The organism is Xanthomonas rydalmerensis, from assembly GCF_033170385.1.
GTDB classification, from domain to species: Bacteria; Pseudomonadota; Gammaproteobacteria; order Xanthomonadales; family Xanthomonadaceae; genus Xanthomonas_A; species Xanthomonas_A rydalmerensis.
Genome location: NZ_CP126170.1, coordinates 2396769 through 2416794, shown reverse-complemented (window position 1 = coordinate 2416794; position 20026 = coordinate 2396769). Strand labels below are relative to the sequence as shown.

General features: G+C 63.4%; 17 protein-coding genes. 5 read left to right on the top strand and 12 right to left on the bottom strand.

Going from position 1 to position 20026, the window contains the following annotated elements; all coding sequences use genetic code 11:
• Positions 1-13: 13 nt before the first annotated feature.
• Positions 14-2449: a YbcC family protein gene (locus QN245_RS10060; RefSeq protein WP_317845217.1), complete on the top strand. Its 2436-nt coding sequence runs from the start codon at positions 14-16 to the stop codon at positions 2447-2449.
• 249 nt (positions 2450-2698) lie between these two features.
• Here the strand turns inward: QN245_RS10060 and QN245_RS10055 are convergent, their stop codons facing one another.
• Positions 2699-3604 carry a LysR family transcriptional regulator gene (locus QN245_RS10055; RefSeq protein ID WP_160970752.1) on the bottom strand — a complete coding sequence of 302 codons (906 nt, stop codon included), beginning with the start codon at positions 3602-3604 and terminating at the stop codon, positions 2699-2701.
• A gap of 100 nt (positions 3605-3704) precedes the next feature.
• Here QN245_RS10055 and QN245_RS10050 point away from each other — a divergent pair, with 100 nt between their 5' ends.
• Positions 3705-4349, top strand: coding sequence for a DsbA family protein (locus QN245_RS10050; protein WP_317845216.1), 645 nt, complete (start codon positions 3705-3707; stop codon positions 4347-4349).
• Between the two features lie 55 nt (positions 4350-4404).
• Positions 4405-5235: an MBL fold metallo-hydrolase gene (locus QN245_RS10045; protein WP_317845215.1), complete on the top strand. Its 831-nt coding sequence runs from the start codon at positions 4405-4407 to the stop codon at positions 5233-5235.
• Between the two features lie 106 nt (positions 5236-5341).
• Here QN245_RS10045 and QN245_RS10040 read toward each other — a convergent pair whose 3' ends face one another.
• From QN245_RS10040 to QN245_RS10030, 3 genes are read right to left on the bottom strand one after another with little or no spacing between them, the layout of a single operon-like run.
• Positions 5342-5980: a DsbA family oxidoreductase gene (locus QN245_RS10040; protein WP_317845214.1), complete on the bottom strand. Its 639-nt coding sequence runs from the start codon at positions 5978-5980 to the stop codon at positions 5342-5344.
• A 16-nt stretch (positions 5981-5996) separates the two neighbouring features.
• Positions 5997-6650 carry an NAD(P)-dependent oxidoreductase gene (locus QN245_RS10035; protein WP_317845213.1) on the bottom strand — a complete coding sequence of 218 codons (654 nt, stop codon included), beginning with the start codon at positions 6648-6650 and terminating at the stop codon, positions 5997-5999.
• Positions 6651-6654: 4 nt separating this feature from the next.
• Entirely contained in the window at positions 6655-7272 is a 618-nt protein-coding gene (locus QN245_RS10030; RefSeq protein ID WP_317845212.1) for an FMN-dependent NADH-azoreductase, read from the bottom strand.
• A gap of 109 nt (positions 7273-7381) precedes the next feature.
• On the opposite strand from QN245_RS10030, the gene QN245_RS10025 reads away from it, so the two are divergent.
• Positions 7382-7816 carry a winged helix-turn-helix transcriptional regulator gene (locus QN245_RS10025; protein ID WP_184647531.1) on the top strand — a complete coding sequence of 145 codons (435 nt, stop codon included), beginning with the start codon at positions 7382-7384 and terminating at the stop codon, positions 7814-7816.
• A gap of 912 nt (positions 7817-8728) precedes the next feature.
• Here QN245_RS10025 and QN245_RS10020 read toward each other — a convergent pair.
• The 7 genes from QN245_RS10020 to QN245_RS09990 all read right to left on the bottom strand — a co-directional run bounded on the left by QN245_RS10020 (position 8729) and on the right by QN245_RS09990 (position 17621).
• Positions 8729-10702, bottom strand: a complete 1974-nt coding sequence (locus QN245_RS10020; RefSeq protein WP_317845211.1) for a hypothetical protein — start codon at positions 10700-10702, stop codon at positions 8729-8731.
• A gap of 2 nt (positions 10703-10704) precedes the next feature.
• The gene (locus tag QN245_RS10015; RefSeq protein ID WP_317845210.1) at positions 10705-11172 is read right to left on the bottom strand and encodes a hypothetical protein; all 468 of its coding nucleotides are present in this window, start codon (positions 11170-11172) and stop codon (positions 10705-10707) included.
• A 155-nt stretch (positions 11173-11327) separates the two neighbouring features.
• On the bottom strand, positions 11328-12947 hold the full coding sequence (locus QN245_RS10010; RefSeq protein WP_317845209.1) for a VPA1262 family N-terminal domain-containing protein: 1620 nt from the start codon (positions 12945-12947) through the stop codon (positions 11328-11330).
• A 225-nt stretch (positions 12948-13172) separates the two neighbouring features.
• Complete coding sequence (locus tag QN245_RS10005) at positions 13173-15053, bottom strand: AAA family ATPase (RefSeq protein WP_317845208.1); 1881 nt, start codon at positions 15051-15053, stop codon at positions 13173-13175.
• Positions 15050-15544 (bottom strand): ABC-three component system middle component 2, encoded by a 495-nt coding sequence (locus QN245_RS10000; RefSeq protein ID WP_317845207.1) that lies wholly within the window; start codon positions 15542-15544, stop codon positions 15050-15052. The genes QN245_RS10005 and QN245_RS10000 overlap by 4 nt, the downstream gene beginning before the upstream one ends.
• On the bottom strand, positions 15541-16629 hold the full coding sequence (locus QN245_RS09995) for an ABC-three component system protein (RefSeq protein ID WP_317845206.1): 1089 nt from the start codon (positions 16627-16629) through the stop codon (positions 15541-15543). Before QN245_RS09995 ends, QN245_RS10000 begins: the two co-directional genes overlap by 4 nt.
• Positions 16626-17621 carry a restriction endonuclease gene (locus QN245_RS09990; RefSeq protein ID WP_271451581.1) on the bottom strand — a complete coding sequence of 332 codons (996 nt, stop codon included), beginning with the start codon at positions 17619-17621 and terminating at the stop codon, positions 16626-16628. The genes QN245_RS09995 and QN245_RS09990 overlap by 4 nt, the downstream gene beginning before the upstream one ends.
• 382 nt (positions 17622-18003) lie before the next feature.
• On the opposite strand from QN245_RS09990, the gene QN245_RS09985 reads away from it, so the two are divergent.
• Complete coding sequence (locus QN245_RS09985) at positions 18004-19515, top strand: MASE1 domain-containing protein (protein WP_317845205.1); 1512 nt, start codon at positions 18004-18006, stop codon at positions 19513-19515.
• On the opposite strand, the gene QN245_RS09980 is transcribed toward QN245_RS09985, so the two are convergent.
• Positions 19499-19930 (bottom strand): hypothetical protein, encoded by a 432-nt coding sequence (locus tag QN245_RS09980; RefSeq protein ID WP_317845204.1) that lies wholly within the window; start codon positions 19928-19930, stop codon positions 19499-19501. The genes QN245_RS09985 and QN245_RS09980 overlap by 17 nt on opposite strands.
• Between the last annotated feature and the right edge of the window lie 96 nt (positions 19931-20026).

Here is a 20026-nt window from a genome sequence, read left to right as displayed (position 1 = left end):
CCAGGACACCCCCATGCTGATGACCGCGACCAACGTACCGCCCCTGTCCCACGCTGCGATCATCGCCGCCGCCGAGCGTGCGGCATGCGCCATTCCCCCGCTGTGGCCGCTCGCCTCGAGCGTGGCGGTCAATCCCTTCCTCGGCCAGGCCGGCGAACCGCTGGCGACCGCGGCAGCGCGCCTGCGCAATGCCGCCGGCATCGCCCTGACCATGCCGCGCACCTGGTATGCGGAGCGGCTTCAGTCCGGCGAGATCGCCGAGGAGGATCTGCAGGCGGCCTGGCACAACGCGCCGGCCGGGCTGCGCCCGCCGAGCTTGTCCGCGCTCAAGCACGCCATCGACGCCGGCCGCTCTGCCCCGCAGGCGATCCCGACGATCGCCGATCTGGCGCGCGACGCCTCGTCGATCGACTGGCCGGGCATCGTCGACGAACGCATCGGGCACTGGGCCGCCGCCTATTTCGACCAGGGTCAGGCCCTGTGGGTCGCCGGGCAGTCCGGCGGCGCCTACAGCGCATGGCGTCAGGTCGCGACGCATGATCTGACGCCGGAAATCGCCGGGCTCACCCGATTCGCGCAGCAGGTGGCGGACGCACCAGCGAATGCCGAAGAGGCGATCGTCGAAGGGGTCGCCCGCCTCGGCCTCGCGCCGGACGCGCTGGACGGCTATTTCCACCGCCTGCTGACCACGCTGGGCGGCTGGAGCCAGGTCGCCCGGTATCGGCTGTGGCAAGCGGAGTTGAACGGTGGCACCGATGCGTGCGTCACCGACCTGCTCGCCATCCGCATCAGCTGGGAAGCGGCGCTGTTGGGCAAGTTCGGTTCGCAGATCGCGCCGCAGTGGCGATCCGCCATCGCCGCCTACGCCATGCCGGTGGCAGCGACGCCGGACGATGTTGTCGACAGCATCCTGCAGGAAGCGGCCGAACGGGCGGCGCAGCGGCGGCTCGACAGCGTGCTAGCAGTACCTGCTTCAACTCCTGCCGCGCCCGCCCGGATGAAATTGCAGATGGCCTTCTGCATCGACGTGCGCTCGGAAGTGTTCCGCCGCGCCTTGGAAAGCCTCGATTCCGGCATCCAGACGCTCGGCTTCGCCGGATTCTTCGGGCTGGGCATCGGCCATCGTCGGTTCGCTTCGGACGTGGTCGAGGCGCGCCTTCCGGTGCTGCTGACGCCGGGGTTGCAGACCTGCTCGGGAGACGCGACGTCGTCGCTGGCCGAATCCGACCTCGCCGCACGGATCACGGCCCGTGCGAAGCGTGCCTGGGGTCGCTTCAAGCTCGCCGCCATTTCTTCCTTCGCCTTCGTCGAGGCCACCGGCCCGATCTACGTCGCCAAGCTGCTGCGTGATGGATTGGGACTGACGCGGCACTCAGCGCCGAACGATCCCGCGCCGCGCCCGACCGACGCACTCGACCTCGATACGCGGCTGACCATGGCCATGCGGATCCTCAAGGCGATGTCGCTCACCACCGACTTCGCCCGGCTCGTCGTGATCGCCGGCCATGGGGCAAACGTGGTCAACAACCCCCATGCCAGCGCCCTGCACTGCGGCGCCTGCGGCGGCTACTCGGGCGAAGTGAACGCGCGGCTGCTCGCCACGCTGCTCAACGATCCCGAGGTACGCGCCGGCCTCACCGAACGCGGCATCGCGATTCCCACAGACACGTTGTTCGTGGGCGCACTGCACGACACCACGACCGATGCGGTCATGCTCTACAGCGCCGACCATCCTTCGTCCGCGCATGCCGCCGATGTCGATCAGGCGGCACGTTGGCTGCACGCCGCCGGCGCACTGGCGCGTGGCGAGCGAGCGCTGCGCCTGCCGCGCGCGCAGCGCAGCCAGGACATCGCGCATCGCGCCCGCGACTGGGCCGAGCTACGTCCCGAATGGGCGCTGGCCGGCTGCCAGGCCTTCATCGCCGCGCCGCGCGCGCGCACCGCCGGGCGCGACCTGGCAGGACGCGCCTTCCTCCACGACTACGACTGGCGACGCGACGAGGGCTTCGGCGTGCTGGAGTTGATCCTGACCGCTCCGGTCGTGGTCGCCAGCTGGATCAGCCTGCAGTACTACGGCTCGACCGTCGCGCCCGAGGTTTTCGGCGCGGGCAACAAGCTGCTGCACAACGTCACCGGCGGCATCGGCGTGGTCGAGGGCAATGGCGGCCTGCTGCGCGGCGGACTGCCATGGCAGTCGGTGCACGACGGCGAGCGGCTGATCCACGAACCGCTACGGCTTTCGGTGCTGATCGAGGCACCGACAGACGCGATTACCAACATCCTCGAACGTCACCCGCAGGTTCGCGCGCTGTTCGACAATCGGTGGCTGCATCTGCTCGCGCTGGACGACCACGGGCGGATGGCGTCGCGCTACACCGGCGAGCTGCGCTGGGAGATGTGCGCTGGCGATGCGTCTTCCGAGCGCGATCCCGTGCCGGCCCTGGCGTGACCCAGTGTTTTCGCTCACTGCGCCCTTCCGAACGCAGGCGAGAGGGCAGGCGTCGGTTCCCCAAGCAGGCGGACATTTACGGCATTGCGCATGGCAGCGCCCCTGCAACTGCTGCGATGGCACCGATCACTCCCCGTGATCGGCGCGGGGCAGCACCGCAATGGTCCATGACAACGACGTCGCAGCCTTCGAACCCCGATCGTGCATGCGTTCGCCGGATCCGCTGGCGATCGCGGTTACGCGCCCAGATCAGCGTGATGCCGCACGGTTGCCGACACCAGCAACGAGCATCTCGACAAATGCGGTGACCTTGGATGGGCGAAAGCGCGCCGTCGGGTAGACCACGTGGATGCCGCCGGCCGGCAACGACCAGTCCGGCAGCACAGCGACCAGCGTTCCGGCTGCCAGGGCGTCTGCCACCAGGAAATCCGGCAAGACCGACACCCCGCCACCGGCCAGCGTCGCCGCGAGCACGGCCGGCGTCGCATTGGTCGACAGGGCCTGGCGCATGTGGACCGTGCGCCGCTCGAAATCGTCTTTGACGAAGTGCCAGGTCAGCGGCTCGCGCAGCGCGCTGTTGGCGACGAACGGAACCTGCGCGAGGTCGTCGGGGCCTGCGACCGCCAAGGTCCTGGCCAGTTCCGGGGTGGCGACCAGGCACTGCCGGAAACCGCCGATGCGCCGTGCATGCAGGCTGGAATCGTCGAGCCAGCCCACCCGGATGGACAGATCGATCTGGCTGGCGACGGGATCGATGCGCGAGTCGGCTAGGATCAACTCGACCTGGCACGCCGGGTGCAGCCGGGTGAAGGCGGCAGCGAGTGGCGCAATCCTGGAGGTCCCGTAATCGTTCGGTGCGGCCACCCGCAGCACACCGCTCGGCTCGGTGTTGGAGCGGGTGACCTCGCCGATGGCGTCTTCGACCTGGCGCAGCACGCTCACGCTGCGCGCATGCAGCAACCGTCCGGCTTCGGTCGGCTCGACCCGACGGGTCGTGCGCATCAGCAGCGCCGTCTTCAACTCTGCCTCGAGCTTGGCGACCTGCTGGCTGACCACGGTCTTGGTGATACCCAACCGTTCGGCCGCGCGCGTGAACGAACCCGTGTCCACCACGGCTGCGAAATAGGCAAGCCTGTTGAGATTGACGGCTTCCACGCCGACCTCGCCGCACTGTAAGCCAATGACTTACAGACTGTAGCATTACACATGATTTATCCGTCAATCTCGCTTCGCTATGGTGGCCGCACCTCCTCAAGTGGATCCCACCATGCGCCTCACTTACCTCTTCGATCCTCTTTGTGGGTGGTGCTACGGCGCCATCCCGGCCCTGGACCAGCTTGCGCAGGTCCCGGGCGTCACCGTGCGGCTCGCCCCCACCGGCTTGTTCGCCGGCGAGAATGCGCGGCCGATGGAGGCGTCCTTCGCCGCCTACGCCTGGCAGAACGACCAGCGCATCGCCCGCCTCACCGGGCAAGCGTTTTCCGAGGCCTACCGCAACCAGGTACTCGGCGCGACCGGCACGCTGTTCGATTCGGCCCCCGCGACGCTCGGCGTGATCGCCGTTGGCATGACCGCGCCGGAGCGCGAACGCGAGGCGCTGAAGACCCTGCAACGTGCCCGCTATGTCGACGGCCGCAACACCTCCGATCGCGTGGTCGTGGCGGAGGTACTGTCCGGCGCAGGGTTTGCCGATGCCGCCCAGCGCGTCGTATCGCCCGATGCCGACATGCTCGGTGCCTATCGCGCGCGTATCGATGCCGCACGCGGCGAGATGGCGCGTTTCGGTGCACAGGGCGTTCCCACGCTCGTCGTCGACGACGCGCACGGCAGCCGGCTGTTGCCGAGCGACGTGCTGTTCGGCAACCGCGACGCCCTGGCCGCGCATCTGCGCGCCGCCTGAGCTCTCCAACCCTTCATTCCCGCTGACTGCACGCTCGCACCCAAGGAGACCTGCCATGACCAACGACCGCCAGACGTCCACATTGACCTGGACCCATTTTCCCGCCGGCCAGAACGGCTTCTTCCGCGCGCCGGTGCTGTTGACCGGTGCAACCGAAGCGCTGCTGATCGACGGCGGTTTCACCTATCCCGACGGCAAGGCGCTGGCCGAGGCGATCAAGGCCACCGGCAAGACGCTGACGACGATCTACGTCAGCCAGTCGGACCCGGACTACTACTTCAGCCTCAAGCCGGTGCGCGAGGCCTTCCCGCAGGCCAAGGTCGTCGCCGCTTCCGACACGCTCGCCGCCATCCAGGCCAACGTCGAAAAGAAGCTCGCCGTGTGGGGGCCGCAGCTCAAGGAGAACGGTCCGCAGACGCTCGACGACATCGTCCTGCCCGAGGCGTTCGACGGCGCCTCGCTGTCGGTCGATGGCGAGACGGTGGAGATCGTCGCGGCCCAGGGCCTGGGCAATCGCCGCTATCTCTGGGTGCCCTCGCTGCACGCCGTGTTCGGCGGCGTCCTGATCTTCTCCGGCGTGCATGTCTGGACCGCCGATACGCAGACGAAGGCGCAGCGTGCTGTCTGGGTCGCCAATCTCGATGCGATCGCCGCGCGCGCGCCCGCGATCGTCGTGCCTGGCCATCTGACGCCCGACGCGGCGACCGACCTGTCGGCCATCGCCCACACCAAGGCCTATCTGCTGGCCTTCGAGGAGGCGCTTGCGACGGCCAAGGACGCCGCATCGCTCAAGGCAGCGATGGAAGCGCGCTTCCCGAATCTCGGCATGGGCGTCGCCCTCGAGATCGGCGCCAAGGTCGCCACCGGCGAAATGCCCTGGGGCTGAGATGACCGACTGATCCGGAGGACCTATGAAGGGTCCTCCGAGGAGAACGGCAAGCACCTGTTGGCAGTGCCGTCGCCCGACATCGAATGGACGGAGGCCGAACGCGTCAAAGAGGAACCGCGCCGGACGCCGCGCGTATCGCCGCAGCGATCTCGTCCTCGCTGCGACCGCCATTGATCGCAATACGTTCCCCAAAGACAAAGTGAGGAACCGAACGGACACCGGCATCCACCGACCTGGCCGCTTCCGCCTCGACGCGGCGGTGCTGCGCAGGATCGAGTGCAATGGCACGCGCCTGGTCGCGGTCGAAACCATGGCCGGCTGCGATGTCGGCCAGCACCTCCGCATCGGCGATGTTCTTCGCTGCGATGAAGTAGGCATCGGTGATGGCGACGGCGAGCCGATGCTGGGTGTCGCGCCCGGCGGCGGCGAGGATCAGCGCATGCGCGGCCTGGGTCGGATAGGTCCAGAGTTGGCGACCGAGATCCAGGTCGAAACCCGACGCGCGTGCTTCTCCCTCGGGACGCGCGAAGGCGGCCTTCGGATCGGTGATGCCGTAGCGCGAGCGCAGCAAGTCGGGAATGTAGAGGCCGCCCACCGGCGCATCCGGCAACAGCAGGACCGGATGCTGCCGGATGTCCACGGCCAGGTCGGGGAAACGCTCCGCCAGCACTTTGTCGAGACGGTGATGGCCGACGAAGCACCAAGGGCAACTGATCTCGGTATAGAGGTCGATTTTCAACATGCCAGATCTCCCTTCTTCAACCATTGGCGATGCCAGGCGCGGCCCGCACGAACTGCTTGTCAGTGATCTGCCTCACCAGAAAATCCGCCAGATTTCCGCGGGAAAGTTTCGAACTGAGCTTGGTTGTTCCATACCAACCCACATCGACCTTTCCGTTCGCAGGGCCATCCTGAAGGAATGGAATCCGCACCAGTGTCCAGTCCAAATCCGAGTTGGCGATCAGTTCGCCCGTAGCCTTGATGTCGTCGTACGCCTTGCGGGCAATCACCTTGAACATCAGCGCGTTCGCGCGCGAGCCAAGATCAAACCCATCCTTGGGGTCGCGATAGGCGGCAGTGGAAATCTGGATGAGGCGACGCACGCCAGCCTGCTGCATGGCGGCGATGATGTTGGCCAGGCCGTGCATGACCGGCTTGTCGCCCTGCACCTTGAAACCGTTGGGGCCAAGCGCGCTGATGACCGCGTCGGCCCCTCGGACGCATTGTGCAATGGCGTTGCGGTCCTGCAGATCGCCGACCACGATGTCGACCTTTCCCGCGAACGCGGCGAGCTTCGCGGCGTCGCGCGTGTAGACCGACAGCCGATAGCCACGCTTCAAGGCGTCCTCGATGAGCTGCCGCCCGGTCGGCCCGGTTGCACCGAACAAGGCGATGGTCTTTTTGCCGGTCATGCGCTCACGCCGCCTTCGCCAGCAAGGCAGTGATGGCCGTTGCAGCCTTGTCGATGGCGGCGTTCACCGCATCCGGGCCGAGCACCGTGCCTTCGACGCGCACCACGTCGACATCGGTCAGGCCGATGAAGCCGAGCAGGTGCAGCAGATAGTTGGTCTGAAAATCGAATGGCGCCCAGGCGCCCTCGGAGAACACGCCGCCCGTGGCCGCGACGAGATAGACCTTCTTGCCGGTCAGCAGTCCTTGCGGCCCCGCCTCGCCATAGCGGAAGGTGACGCCGGGCCAGGTGACGTGATCGAACCACGCCTTGAGTTGCGAGGGCGGGCCGAAGTTCACCATGCCCGAGCCGAGCACGATCACATCGGCGCGCGTCAACTCGTCGACGAGTTCCTGGGCGATGTTCACCGCATCGACCTGTTCCGGTGTGCGCTGCTCCGGTGGCGTGATCCGGCCCTGGATATAGGCCGCGGTGATGTGCGGCGGCGGAGTCGCGGCGAGGTCGCGCACCGTCAGCGCACCGCCGGTGCGGGCCTGGATGCCCTGAGCGATGTCGGTGGCGAAGCGCGTGGAAAGGCTGTCCGCCCCCCGCGGACTGGAGGTGACAAGTAGCGTGTGGCGCATGACGGCTCCTAAGTATAAAATAAGAACTAAGTAATAAATTGGCTTTTACTTACCAATTTATACAAAGGATGGTATGGTCCCTGCCGCTGCCCCACAAGAAGGCACATGCATGTCACCTGGTCACATCACGCGCCCTGTCGAGTTGCCTGCACCCGACGCGGGCGGCTGTCTGGCGACCCGTCAAATCCTGGATCGCATCGGCGACAAGTGGAGTCTCTACATCGTCGCCATGCTGCAAAACGGCCCGCAGCGCTTCAACGCATTGAAGCGTGGCATCGACGGCATTTCCCAGCGCATGCTGACGCTGACCTTGCGCGGACTGGAACGCGACGGACTGATCACGCGCACGCTGTATCCGACGATCCCGCCGCGCGTCGATTACGAACTGACCGACCTGGGAACAACGCTGTTGAAGCCGGTCATGGAACTAGTCCAGTGGGCGAACGACAACCAAGCCGCCATCGCCGAGGCGCATCAGCGTTTCGACGAGCAGCCGGAGCCGGATCAGGTCTTGGTGCAGGGGGTTGTGTACCAGCGCCGATAGGCGAGTCCAGGCTGCTGGCTTGCGCACTGCCGCGGCGTCGCTGGCGTCGCCGTGCGCAGATAAGGAGCGCGCGTGGCAGTCAACTCGGGCGAGCAGCTGGCGCGTGCCGAACCGCACGGCGGGGACGCGCTTCGCTTCGCCCAGCGGCGTGCGAGCCCCCATTCCCTCACCTGCCGGCGGATCGTGCCGTCGCCGTCAACGTGTCAGCGGTCCGCAGAACATGACGCCTGGCGGGAGTGTCGCGACACGCGCCTAACCAACGTCAAGTCGGATGCTGCGTAGCGTCGCGCAAACACAGAGAAAGGCCGATGCGTGGCTCGACCGCGGCGAGCACCACGCGCGAACAGCAAGCGACACCGGCGTGGCCGGCGAGCGCTATCCGCGATGGTGCTGCCGCAACCGCAACCGACCGCTGGTGATCGGCCCCGAAGGACCGGGGATCATTCCCACTCGATCATCAACAGCACTCGCAAGTCCGCGTAGTTAAAGGATTTTGCGATGATCAACGTAGGCCACTGCCGTCGCGTTTACCGTCACCCGACAAGAGCTTTGCTAGTGCGGAAAAAGGAGGAACTTCAGGGCGCGACGGCGATGGAAGCCCATAGTCAATCACCTCTTAGGATAGCGCAGACATGCGTACCTCGACCAGCGCCTGGCACTGGCTGCAGAGGGAACTACAGCCACCAACAATGGCGACGACTCGCGACACATCGGCAGCGAGCCCCTGCGCCAGATCGACCTGGACGGCGTCCTCCTGAGTTAGTTCCATTGCGACGGCCTGCACCGCGAGATGCACGCTTAGGGCCGACTGGCGAGCCGCCTCACCCTTGGCGCGACCTACCGGATGACCCTCAGCCATCTTGCTCGATTGATGACGCACCCTCGCGGTATGCGGGCCTATGCAAGGCTGCGTTAGAGCAGCGCTTCATTGCCATCCATGAGCGGGGCGAGTGCGCGGATGGCAGCAGGATTCATGGGATAGGCCCTGTCTCGCAGCCCATTCAGGCGTTTGAGGGTGGCTACATGCGCGCCCAAGTCGATGCCGGCGCTTCGCAAGTCCTCCCTTAGCGCGGCCAGGTTGAGGTCGTTGCGCTCGCATGAATACAGAAAGGCCACGAGATCGCCGGGATTTGCCTGCAATCGCACCAGGTAGTCCGGGATCGCCGGTGACGATGTTTCACTGAAGAGCGCAAGACCGGATTTGGGGCCGTAGCGGCCGTCCCAGTATGCCCTGCGCAACGCCACGTGCTGCAGCAAGACCAGCCACTGCTCGCGGTAGATCGTGTCGTCGATGTGTAGCAGGTCCATCACCGCCGCGGACAGTGCCCCATGCAAGCGCTCCGTGCCGTCTACCATCGGATCGCTGGACGCTCCGAGGCGGTCGGCAACCTGGTCCAGGCATGCCAAGGCCATGCTCGCCAGGAGCAGGAGCAGGCGGCTCGCGTCGGATTTGTCGGAGCCGGCACGCGATTCCGCGGCGGCAGATCCGAATTCGACCACCTCGCGGAGATAAAAAGCTTCGTCCCACAGCGCCCGCCAGTCCTCCGCGAAGGTGTCCCTGGCAGCGAAGGGCACCGCCAGCAACCGCGAGGAGAGGCTGGGCACGTCGGCCCGCATGATGTGCAGTTCCGCCATTGCCAACAACTGGCGTCCCTTCCGCTCATGCCAGTCTTCAGGGGAGAGCCGCCATTGGCTGGCGAATGCCTCGACATCGGGGACCGGCGCTTGTCTGTCCTGAGCAAAACACGACTGGACGCAGCGATAGCACCACGCCTCCCATGGCGCCGCGTCGTCTGGCGCGCGCGAGATCGCCTCCTTGCCCTGCATCGCCCTGCCGATGGCCCCCAGCAATGTCTTGTTGACAAACCCAGGCGCTCGGATATCTTCGAATTCGTCGTCTTTGGAGACCAGCACCTGGCGCATCAGCCACGTACTCCATCGCGCGAGTGCCGCGAGCGCGTCAGTTCGCCGGGCAATCACATCCACTACGGCTTCGGCCAGTTCCACCACCTGCGCGGTAAGCGCCGGGACCTCAGATACATTGGCATCGAACCGCGGGAACTGACTGCTTGCCGCGACCAGTTGGCGCTGCCCATGCATCAGCAGCAGGGGCAGCAGCACCGAGCTCGTCCAGCGACCATCCGGCACGAAGGCAGGTGGTGCCGCCTCGACGCACGTCTCCCATTGGGCGAAGCGAGGACTCAAGGCACCGACGCCGGCTCCAAGCAGGGCTGCGTCCACGAGGAAGGGATCCCGAGATCTGGCGATCAGCGCCTGGAACTCGGCTGGCGCGAGTTCGGCGAGGAGACCCAGGACCCGTACCTCCTCCTCGAAATTCATGAAGTCGGCCCCGCGAAGCCCCCACCAGATCTCATCGAGCTTGTACTCGGCGTGTTCCCAGTGCGCCCTCGCGCCTTCGCGAGACTCGTTGCGGCGCGTCGAAGCCGACTTGCATGCTCCGCTTTCCAGCGCCTGGAACAGCTGCGTCAGCAGGGCGACGTAGCGTTCCTTGGCGTTGACATCTCGCGCGGTCTGGGCGGCCATGGCCTCGTGCAGCCAATGTTCGATCTCCCAAGAGTGGTTCGCGATTGACCTCACCGTCTGCCAGGTCGTCAGGTCGGGGCAGTGCGCAAGCGCCACGGCACACGCCATTGTCACGACCATGTTCGTGTCAAAGGCAGGCCTTGCGCTTGGAGCAGCAAGCGCCACGAGCATGTCGATCGTCGGTGTTTCGTCATCCGTCGTGAGCGTCGCCGCCAGCACATCGATCGCGTCGAGCGTTTCCCGATCGGCTTGCGCCAGCGAACGCAGGAAGTCCCTGCGCGTCTTGAACCGCAAGTCCTCGCCTTCGCTGGAATCGTCGCTGCGCTCATTGATCCATTGCATCGTCATCGTTCCTTGCACATGTCCCACGCCAGAGTGAAGAAGTCGATGGCGCCCGACGCCTCCGCGTCCCACCCCCTACTGGCGGCATTGACGCGGGGATGAAAGCCACCGACTGTCGCCCCGAAATGCCAGAGTTCGTCGTCGATGATGGCGAAGCGATCATGGACGTGATCGAAACGCGCCGTCAGTCGCGTGCATACCTCGATGCGGCAGCGCGTTTGCCCGGGGCGGCGCTTGGCATTGATGTCGTTTTGCTTGCGTTCGAATAGCAGCAGCATCTCGTCGTTGATTTGTTTGTGGTCCTTGGTGAGGATCCTGATATCGCTGGCGGTGATGTGAGGAGGCAGCCATTCCAAAACCTTCCTGATCCGGCTGTCCGCCCCCGCTCGGTCGGGCGGCACCAGAAAATACTCGTCCACGATCCAGATGCGCTCGACTGAAGCGCTGACCGCGCTGGTGAAGGCCAGCATAGGCATCGGCTCAGGGGCATTCCTGCGATTATGGATCGTCCCCATGTCTAGGGGAAATCGCGGGCTGCCCCCACTTTCGCATCCCCACAGTATTTCGCTCTTGAGGGGAACGCGCGGCGGCTTGACGGCCAGAGCAGGGCCAGACGCTGGTTTTCTCATTCCTCCGACCCGCCTGTCGCGTTAGCAACCTGGCCAATGTAGGCATCGAGGTCGGGCGTCCCCGTGATCAATCCTTGCAACCGCTCGATGACTTCGTCGGGATAGGGAAGCCTGACGACCATAGAGGCCTTTTCGCCCAGTGCGTTCAGCGAATTGCCGATCAGCCACACCTCGTCGTCCACAACCAGGAAGCGATCGTGCAGGCTGGAGGCAGGAATGACATGGACCCTCGGCGTCAGCTTCTGATGCTTCTGCAGATCCTTGAGGCTGTCCTTGAATGCCTGGAGCATGCTCGATCGCGTGCGCGAAGGATTGGGGGTGAAGGCGAGCTTGGTCGTCAAGAGCGTGACGCCGACCGTGCTCCCGTGCACCGCGTAGAGGAACTGGCCCAACTGCAACGTCGACAGGTAGGGATCGGCGATGACCACCCTAGAACGCGCGCCGCGAAGCAGTCCCTGGACGAAGCCAGCGGCCTCGGCGCGCGAGCCTTCCGGAAACCATCGCTGCCCGAGGCGCCTGGCTTCCGCGCGCCGTTCGCGCATCCTGGCCTCTCTTTCGACGCGCTCGTTCGTGCTAGGTGCCACGGGCTCTCCAAACACGGACGTCGACGCAAGGCTTGATTCCGGCGCCGCGGGGTACTCAATGACCGGCGCATTCTCGGCGTCCCCCAGCGGCACTCTGACGAGGCGCCGGGAGGCGCTCTTCGCGTGGATATTCAGGTGTAGCTGACGGATAAAAGAGACTAAAGGCTGGTAGGCCAGGACCCCGTGCCGTTCATGGGTCACCACGAACCCGTACTGCCCCATGCAGGTGCCCTTGTCCAGTTCCACGATGCCATCGGCGGGCACGGGAATGGTCTCGAAGTGCGTCAGCAGACGGGCTTCCTTGTCGAAGGCGGTGATGCGTACGCCATCCAGGCGCTGTCCGGCATGGGGCACGAAGCGATGGACGATCCGCTCGCCGTAACCGTCCCCGGGCGGCACCATGAAGCTGTCTATCTGCCGGATCACCGGGTCCGGTGCGATGTAGACTGCGCTGCCGAGGTACTCCGGGTACTCATCCAGGTCCACGTGCATGCGCTTGGCGACGAACGCCTGTGCGTCGCCATTAGCAAGGAAAGACTCGAAGCCCGCGCGGTCGCCGAAACGCCGGTGCAGGCGAGATGGGACGCTGCCGAGGAACGGGGCGGGATTGCTGCTAGCCTCGGCTTCGGGCCCGAAGAACTCTTCCCGGATAGGCAGCCCGAGTTTTGGCCAGGGTTGGCTGTCATCAAGCCTGGTAACGCGCATCGACAACCCGTCGTACTTCTCGCGGTCCTCGGGTCGGGTAGGGACCGGCGTCGCGACCGTGCCCTCCTCCAGGGACCGGTACCACCTGATGGCGTCGTGCTTCGCGAGAACGGTCCTGCGGAAGTTGAGCTTCTCGCCACCTTTCTTCATTTCGAAACGATTGACGCCTCGCATGGCCGCGGGGGCCGGTCTGTCTGACGCCAGTTCCGTGACGGTAGCAAAGAGCAGCCTGCCGATCTCGTCCTTATTTCCGATGGTGACCAGCCGAATGACGGCCCACCCCTGATGCTCTTCGGCAGCGATCACGCCCTGCTCCTGCGATTTCATTCCTTGTCCTTTTTCGCGGCGGCCCAGCCGGGCACCCCTCCCCTGCTGATTCTGATCTAGTTTTGAGCGCGGGAACAACCGCGGGCAAAACGATTCTTGGGCGCGTCGCTACAGGTTGGTAGCACGTCCCCTCAAATCTAACCCATCTCCCGAATTGAATTTGCTAGCGGCGATTTGTCTTCTTGGCAGGTGAGTCGTGCTTGATGGACTGGGTCCACACGAGCCTTAAGCAGAGTCAGGGTTTGCCAAAAAAGGGAACAACCCGTATCGACCATGATGCGGGTTCTTACCGAACATCAGCGACTGCTCGCGCTTCCTGACTGCATCAGGCGGATCGGTGTTCTCGACCACGATGACTTGTGTGTCAGCCTGTACTGCTTCAAGGTAAGCGTAGAACTGTTCCTGAAGGTCAGTGCCAGTCAGGTCATCTTCCGTTCCATCTGGCTCTCGATACGCAAGCAAGGGAGAATCGAGGACAACGAATCCGGTGTGCGGCGTCTGCCGCGCTCGGCAAAAAGCCAGCAGCCCGAGAGTAAAAGCTGCGTGTGTGATGGCACGAAGACCCTTGCCAAACGCGCTGCGCGACTTTCCGGCAATGACAAGGTCGCGAGTTTTGGAATCGAAGTAAACATCCCCTGATTCTGGGAAATGCCAACCTTTTAAGATGCCTTCAACAGTCTTGGCAAAGCTGTGCGTGACGGTGGTGGGGATGTCTGCGTTCGCCAGCGCTCCAGTTTTGTCGTCATCGGCACCCTTCTCAAGAGCAGCGCGGCGGCGTTCCATGTCTTGCACGGTGGCGTATAGCGCCAACGCCTCGCGCACTTCAGCCCGCTTGTCGGCGAAGTCAGAATAGGATTTCCGAAGGGTCGATAGCCTGGGCGCAATCAGCTCTTCGACTGCTTCCGAGATTGACTCAAGTTCCCGCACAACGGCGGGCATCCTACGGTCAAAGTTTGCACCTTCGCGCTCAAGGCTTCGGACGGTTGCGGCGAGTTCAGCACGCAAGACGTCAATCTTGGCGATCTCCTTCCGCGCCGCCTGAACCACCGATTCAATGTCCCCGTTGCATTCAGCACTGGCGCTGTGACGGGCGGGAGCCGCCCCGCAGAGAGGACAATTCCCGGAACCAAGGACGTTGAACAACGTTCCGCCTTCCTCGATAGCTCGTAGGCGTTCGATATCGGATGCGTAGTGCTTGTCGAGCAGGCTAAACCGCGTAAGCATCGCTCCGACTTCAGCGCGTCGCTCGCGGCTCTCTTCAAGCCTCTTACGCAGTTCGCGTCGCTTCCCGGCGGCCTCTTGAAAGTCGGCTTCGGTGGTGTTCACTTGGGCTGCCTGCTGGCGGAGCGAAGTGTCGATCTTTTCCAGTTGCTCTTCCAGTTCCTTCGGGCTCTTGGTCAACTCCTTGAGTCGATCACGGTAGTCGTCAAGGAGTTGATCAAGAAGGTGCAGTTGCGCTTCACGCGATAACTCTTCTGGTTCGCTCTTATTGCTGGCGACCAATGCTGAGTCGTCTGTTCCGGTCAGAAGCAATTTGAAAGTTGCGAGGTTCGGCGTGTTGGCTGTGGGATTGCCGTCAAAGAGCGGAGAGCTTTGTTGCGTGATCTCCGTCTCGTTGACGATCATCAGACGTGCAATGTTGCGAAAACTCAGGCTATTGGTCTCGTTCCGCGAATTCCTGCGGACACGCTTGCCGCCAAGACCACATAGGCCAAGCAAGAAAGAAGACAGGTTCGCATCGTTCCTCTCGCTGTGCTTCTCGTCAAGTTGCTTGTAGGGAATGTCAGTCGCGGGCGGTTCCTCATACAAGTCTTCGTAGAGTCGAAAGCTTCCACCATCCATGCTGCGCCAGAGCGTGAAAGACTTACCGTCAAGCGTCTCAATGCCCAGAAGAATGAGGTCGTAGCCAACGCGTTCCGGGATATCGCGTAAGGGAGGCTTACCACCAAGCATGAAGTCGATAGCTTCGACAATGAATGACTTCCCGGTATTCGAAGCGCCGTAGATGACGTTCAGTCCGGGACCGAAGGTGACGGTTGATGGTTGGTTCTGCGGACCAAAAAAGCCAAGGAAGCGCAAGCGGAAACCGGGGGTTTCTTCCGTCATACCTCGCCTCCCAGGCTCCGCTCAACCTGCTGAAACTCCTCAACCCATTTGTCAAAGAAGCGACGCATGACACCCTTGAATTGTTCGTCCGTGAGATCGCCGATGGCTTCGACAAGCCAAGTGGCGCGCTCCTTGAGAGCCACCAAATAGCTGGAAGACACGGACGATAGAAACGTCACGGCGTTCTCTCCGGCGCCGTACTTAATGCCGTCAGCCGTGACTTCACGCTTCACGAGATCGCGGGTCATCATCAGCAGCAGCGATTGCTCGATCAGTTTGCGGCGCACGAGCAACTCAGCCGAGGGCGTCGGTGTCGGCGGATGCAAGCTTTCAGGTCCATTGATGTCGCCTGTATGGATAAGAAGGTAGTCAAGGGCAACAAGCCTCTGGAGGTCGTAGGTCTGCGGATACGCTGCCCCCAGAATCGATACCGCGCGGATACCGGCCTCCAGCGGGCCATTGAACGTGATCGGTTTGGATTCCAGGCTCATGACTGTGTCCACCGTAGGCGATCCTCATTCACGAGCTGATGGCAGATTCCATCTCTATCTTTGGGGTTCGTGCAGGTGATCAGGGCGTTCGCCGTGATTTGCATGTCGCGGGCCGCCTTGGTGACGGCGCAGACCTTTTCGTAGCCGTCGGCATGGTTCGCGTCATGCGTATCGATAACGCCGCCGTGGATGTCATCGAGCAAGGATTCAAAGGTGCCAGGCGGCACACTATCGCGCGCAAAGACGCGCAGTGACTCTGCCTCATAGAACGCTTCGCGCTGACGGCGGAAATGTTCCTTAAGCTTCGGCACGGACAGCGCCGAGGGATCAGTCACGACCGCCCCCGTGTGCTCGCCGTATGCCCCGAGCAACTGTGTCACGTAGCGACTTTCGGTGGCGGCGAGTTCTTGGGGAGGCTTTTTAGAAGCAGGCCGCGTTCGCAGCCCACCGCCGAAGCGCGCCGCGTGAACCGGCGTGCCGCGGTGATCGTCAACGAGTTGAAGCGCGGTTTTAGCGTCGAAGATCGAGAAGTCGAAGGCATCCACATAGGCGCGGAGCGCTGCATCGAGTGGCACCGCTTGTTTAGTGGTGATCTCGTCTTTTACGTGCTTGTCCCAGTTGGCAATCAACTCTTCGCGCAGCTTCGCAGCGTTCGCCAACAAGCGACTGAGGGACGTGCCCGCACCTCGCGGGGAAACAAAGTAGTAATGACGGGGTGCGACGTACTCACCGCTGTACGAGAACCAGATGACCTTGCCGAACTCAACCCAGACATCGCCGGGCCTAAGAGCATGGTCGTAGTGCTTGCACTGGTAGTTATCCCATACACCCTTGAAGCGCTTTTCGTCGGCAAATCCGGCGATGTCTATCCCCATGTCACCAGCACCCGAGAAGCGCTGGACATGCTTGTACTTCGCCGGAAGACAGTAGTAGGCCCACTCTTCAACGAAGCCTTCCCACTCGTCTGGCGAGTAGGTCAATAGTCTTTGCTGTGGCGGAATGACGGGACCGTTCGCCACCTGCGCCGCGGTGACCGCGGTATGGGGGCTCGACGGCTTGTTGATGTCCTTCCAACTCGCCGTCATGACGCACCTTGTCCTTGACTGTCATAAGGACGGAAGTACGGGTTCTTGTGTATCTGCGCTGCCTGGACCTTCTTCGTGAAGAAATCTGCGAGGTCATCTTGGTGCTCAAGCAAACGCACGATTTCTTGGAGCGTCGAAAGAACCAAGACCTTCTGCTGCAGGAACTCGCGCACCGTGTGCACTGCGGGTTCCGTGTAATCGCTGGTGGAGATGAAGATGCCTCGAACTTCGGCGCGTGACATGAGGCGTACGAGATGCTCTGAAATTTCTGGTTTGCCGACCGGATTGCGGTACCACTTCATCTCTACGAAGTACAGCATCCCGCCAAGCTCTATCACCCCGTCGATCTGCTCAACGATCCCCTCCCCGGTATCACCGACCAAGTGGAAGGCTTTGTGAATGAGAACGCCATAGGCCTGGAAGAGATTGTTGAGGGCTGTTTCCAACATCTTGCCGCGTTCCTGTGCCGTCGCCGAAGTACCAAACAGTGCATACAAAGCCTGCTTGGCGCTATCGATCTTGGAGATGCGCGAGCGCTTCTGTGCTGCGATCCGCTGTGTCTCTGCCAGGCGCGCTTGCCGCTCCTCCTCACGGGCATTGTTCATGCGCGTGAAAGCATCCTTTTGGTTGACGACTTCGCGGATGCTGGCGACAAGGCCCTTAGCCTTGAGCTGGTCATCGGGCCAGCACGAATCAAAGCTCGCAAAATCCACAACGCGCCTCAGCACTTCACGCCGCTCGCGAAGCGCGGCTTCCCCCTTCGCATTGAGGCGCTCAAGCACAGTGCGCACAATTTGGTACTTATTGACGTCCTTAGGGGTACTCCTCAAGTGAGCAGCCATGTCCGCAATCATGGCGTCAGGCACACCCGCGCCACGAAAGAAAACAAGCACATCCTGTTTCGATCGGTTGAGCAATGGGACAACATCCACCAGGAGATTGAACAGCTCTGGTGGATAGTGGAACGTGATGTCTGTAGAAGCGCCGGTCACGCGACGCCCCCCTTACAAACAAACTTACCACCTTGAGAAAAGGTTTTATCTCCCCCTGTCATAAGTCCTTTCCTGCGCATTCTTTAGCTGCTCGTGGGCCTTGTGTTCGCGAACGGCTCGATTCGCTCCCGCTGATTAGTCAGCCTCGGCGAGAGTAGTTGATGATGCACGTCAATCGTACATTAATCGTGTTTACTTAAGCAGGTGGCACGTGCCAGTCCGCGTTTACCGTCACCCGAGAAGAGCTTTTTCTGATACAGAAAAGGAAGGCACTTTACGAACTCCGGCGCCAGGCGCAAGCCATCCAAGGATCTTCCCAGCTGTCTACGCCGACTATAGAACCAGCTTGTACAGTAGCCCTGACACGCCACGGATGGTCGGGATGGCCGCGCGGAGAGACATCGCCAAAGGCGCTCTGCTGAGCGCGGCCTACTGCGCCTCCTTTCTGCTGGCGTGGCGCTACTCCATGGACCAGTGGTACCTGCCTGCAGGGCTGCGCGCAGCGACCCTGCTGTTCATGCCTTACCGTTTTTGGCCCTACCTGCTGGCCGGCGATGCCGCCGCGCTGCTAACGATCCGTGTCCCAATGGTGGAGCGCGGCGCCAGCCCGCTATGGGCCTATGCGAGTCCGTTCCTCCTGATGCCGTGCGTCGCCCTGGCGGTGCATGCCGGGCGCCGCCACCTGCCGCGGCTGCTGGACCAGGAGTACCTGCTGCTTCCTCTGTCCCTGGCATTTGCGCTGTGGAGCACGCTCTGCAATGTGGCCATGAACGTCACCCTGAAGGGCTACACGGCGCTCACCCCCATGGAGGCGTTGGCGCGATACTGGCTTGGCGACTACCTGGGCATGCTGATGTTCGTCCTGCCGTCGCTGCTATGGCTGCGCCGAAAAGAGCCCGGGATCGCTCGACCACGATTGCCGAGGGATGTGCTTCTCGGCTGCGGGGCCGTCGTGGCCTTGTTCTTGGTCGCCGGCACAACGCATGACCACCTATCCCGCCAGATGCTGATGGGGATGATGGTCATTCCAGCGATCGTGCTGACGCTGCTGCACGGCTGGCGGGGTGCCGCGGCGGGCGTCGTGCTCGCGAATGTCGCCATCGGCATCATGCTGCCGGATGCGATGACGCTGGCGGCCTATCACGCGGAAGCATTTCGGGTGCAGATCGCGCTCGCCGCGGCAGCCACGGGCCTGTTCGTGTTTGGGTCTCGCCTGTCGATCGCGTTCGAGCGCGCGGGCCGATTTCGGCACGAACGGCAGGAGGCCCTGCAGTTCGCGCAAGCCAGCTATCTGCAGGCGGAACGCACCCTGCGACGCCGCGTGGTGGAGTACAGCGACCTCACCGTCCACATCAACAAGCTGCGCAAGGACATCGTGTCCCACCTCCGCTCCCGAGGGCAGCACGCGGCAGCCATGGAGATGACGCGCAGCGGGGTCATCCAGGCACGGCTGCTGGATGAGTACGTCACGGCGCTGTATCCACTGGGCATCGAGACGCATGGCCTGTTCGAGACATTCCGCTCCGTGGCCCTGAGCAACCTGTGCGACACCGAGTTCCGGTGCCATCTGCGTGGAGATCCCATGCGGCTCTCGCTCGGACTGCAGCTGGTGGCCTACCGCTGTGTGCTCAACGTGGTCGAGACACTGCCACCGGCCAAGCGGCACCTCCTCAAGGCCAGGGTGTGGCGCGCGGGAAGCCGGCAGGGAATCGCGGTCTGCGTGGTCGCTGACGTGTCACCGCTCGATCGCCAGCGCCCGGTAGCGCGAGAGGCAGATTGGGAACTGGCCGCGCGGCTCAAAGTGCATGGCGGCACCTGCCGGCGCCGCCATGCCTACAGCCTGAGCTTTCTGGTGTCCGAATCGGTCGGCGAAGGAATCAATCTGCGGCGCTGATCTGCCAGGCGTTGCCACCGCTGCCAGGCACCACGCGCACGACGAAGCCGGAGGTCTGGTACACCACCGTGCCCGTGGCGCTGGCCCCCTTCACCGGCAAGGTCACGCGCGCCACGTCCGCCCCCATCGGCAGTACCCACAGCGTGTCGTTGACCCTGCCCACGGCGGCGCGCACCGTGCCCGCCACGTCATTGATCTGCAGGTACGTTACGCCATCGCGCTGGAACTCATAGATGCGCCAAGCCGGGTCCAGCGCGAGGTTCTTGGCCTTCGGCAGCGCCTCGCCCAGGCCCGCCGCCGCTGCAGGCGCTCCATGCCCACCATCCGGGCAGCAGGCTTGCGCCACTTGGGCACCAACCAGCAAAACGCTGGCCAGCGCGACACGGGCCAGCACGCTCGTCTTCTTCATCTCCATGACTCGTCCTTGTCCCCATCAGGGGAGCTTTCGCCTGCATTTCAGGCAGGTCCAAGGTACGCGGCCTGGCAAGGGGAACGAGCGACAATTGCGAGG

Excerpts from the sequence above, each read along its gene's own strand:
- QN245_RS10060 (WP_317845217.1), top strand. The coding sequence starts at position 14 with ATGCTGATGACCGCGACCAACGTACCGCCCCTGTCCCACGCTGCGATC.
- QN245_RS10045 (WP_317845215.1), top strand. The coding sequence starts at position 4,405 with ATGACCAACGACCGCCAGACGTCCACATTGACCTGGACCCATTTTCCC.
- QN245_RS10040 (WP_317845214.1), bottom strand. The coding sequence starts at position 5,980 with ATGTTGAAAATCGACCTCTATACCGAGATCAGTTGCCCTTGGTGCTTC.
- QN245_RS10035 (WP_317845213.1), bottom strand. The coding sequence starts at position 6,650 with ATGACCGGCAAAAAGACCATCGCCTTGTTCGGTGCAACCGGGCCGACC.
- QN245_RS10030 (WP_317845212.1), bottom strand. The coding sequence starts at position 7,272 with ATGCGCCACACGCTACTTGTCACCTCCAGTCCGCGGGGGGCGGACAGC.
- QN245_RS10025 (WP_184647531.1), top strand. The coding sequence starts at position 7,382 with ATGTCACCTGGTCACATCACGCGCCCTGTCGAGTTGCCTGCACCCGAC.
- QN245_RS10020 (WP_317845211.1), bottom strand. The coding sequence starts at position 10,702 with ATGCAATGGATCAATGAGCGCAGCGACGATTCCAGCGAAGGCGAGGAC.
- QN245_RS10015 (WP_317845210.1), bottom strand. The coding sequence starts at position 11,172 with ATGCTGGCCTTCACCAGCGCGGTCAGCGCTTCAGTCGAGCGCATCTGG.
- QN245_RS10010 (WP_317845209.1), bottom strand. The coding sequence starts at position 12,947 with ATGAAATCGCAGGAGCAGGGCGTGATCGCTGCCGAAGAGCATCAGGGG.
- QN245_RS10005 (WP_317845208.1), bottom strand. The coding sequence starts at position 15,053 with ATGACGGAAGAAACCCCCGGTTTCCGCTTGCGCTTCCTTGGCTTTTTT.
- QN245_RS10000 (WP_317845207.1), bottom strand. The coding sequence starts at position 15,544 with ATGAGCCTGGAATCCAAACCGATCACGTTCAATGGCCCGCTGGAGGCC.
- QN245_RS09995 (WP_317845206.1), bottom strand. The coding sequence starts at position 16,629 with ATGACGGCGAGTTGGAAGGACATCAACAAGCCGTCGAGCCCCCATACC.
- QN245_RS09985 (WP_317845205.1), top strand. The coding sequence starts at position 18,004 with ATGGCCGCGCGGAGAGACATCGCCAAAGGCGCTCTGCTGAGCGCGGCC.
- QN245_RS09980 (WP_317845204.1), bottom strand. The coding sequence starts at position 19,930 with ATGGAGATGAAGAAGACGAGCGTGCTGGCCCGTGTCGCGCTGGCCAGC.